The sequence below is a fragment of the Acinetobacter sp. CWB-G5 genome, assembly GCF_019209785.1.
Classification (GTDB): Bacteria; Pseudomonadota; Gammaproteobacteria; order Pseudomonadales; family Moraxellaceae; genus Acinetobacter; species Acinetobacter johnsonii.
In genome coordinates this window covers 1-1,195 of record NZ_JAHUTF010000027.1, presented here as the reverse complement: position 1 = coordinate 1,195, position 1,195 = coordinate 1, and the positions used below count along the sequence as shown (strand labels likewise).

Sequence of the window (1,195 nt, the reverse complement as noted above, 5' to 3'; positions counted from 1 at the left end):
TGTACTAGTTCAAACCTAATCTGACAGTTACCGATATTTGCTTAAGACTGTCAGGTTAAATTTGAGCTAAATTCTTTTCAGCCCAAATACGTTTTCCATCGAGTAATGTTGCAAATGGCGTTCTGCCATTGCACACCTTACCCTGATGGGTTCTATCAGTATTATAAAATTTCAGCCAAACGTCTAGATCAGCTTGTAATTCCTCTAATGTGCTATATAGCTTCTTCCTAAAGGTTATTTGATAAAATTCCTGCAAGACCGTCTTATGGAAACGCTCACAGATCCCATTCGTTTGTGGGGAAGCCGCTTTAGTTTTCGTGTGATCAATATCATTCAGAGCCAAATAAAGCTCATAATCGTGATGTTCAACTTTACCGCAATATTCGGTGCCTCTGTCGGTCAAAATACGAAGCATTGGCAATCTTTGTGATTCATAGAATGGTAACACGCGGTCATTCAATAAATCTGCGGCTGTGATTGGTGTCTTGGTTGTGTACAGCTTGCAGTGAACCACTTGGCTATACGTATCAATAAAAGTTTGCTGATAAATACGACCAACACCTTTTAGATTTCCGACATAAAAAGTATCTTGCGCTCCAAGATATCCTGGATGATGTGTTTCGATTTCACCACAAGCAACATCATCTTCATGTTTACGTTCTAATGCAGCAATCTGCTGATCATTCAATTGAATGCCTTCTTGAGCAACTTTCATTTCAAGTGCCTTCAATCGCTTTTTGAAGTTCTCAAGATTGTGTCTAAGCCAGATAGAGCGCACACCGCTGCCAGATACAAAGATGCCAATCTGACGTAGCTCATTACTGGTTCGATGCTGACCATAAGCTGGATATTGGATTGCAAAATCAACAACAGCTTGTTCAGTTTGCTCATCCACTCGGTTTTTTAAATTTGGAGTTCTGCGACTCTGGTTGATGAGCGCATCCATATTGCCTGTACTGGCAAGCTCTTGATAACGATAGAAGGTATCTCTAGATACTCCCATGACTTTACAAGCTTTGGATACGTTCTGGAGTTCTTCTGCTAAATTCAGCAGACCGACTTTGTGTTTGATGATTTGATTGTTAGTATGCAACATGAGAAGTTACCTTTATTGATTGAGATTCGACACCTTTAATCAAAATCGGTAACTTCTTCTTTTTCAAGCTCTGTGTCAGATTAAGTCGGAACTAATACA

The 1,195-nt window shown here is 39.7% G+C and carries 1 protein-coding gene; it reads right to left on the bottom strand.

All coding sequences use genetic code 11. From position 1 onward, the window contains the following. Positions 1-55 precede the first annotated feature (55 nt). Entirely contained in the window at positions 56-1,096 is a 1,041-nt protein-coding gene (locus KVY11_RS16530; RefSeq protein WP_218289573.1) for an IS481 family transposase, read from the bottom strand. Positions 1,097-1,195: the final 99 nt, after the last annotated feature.

Coding starts and splice junctions, on each gene's coding strand:
- KVY11_RS16530 (WP_218289573.1), bottom strand. CDS start 1,096: ATGTTGCATACTAACAATCAAATCATCAAACACAAAGTCGGTCTGCTG.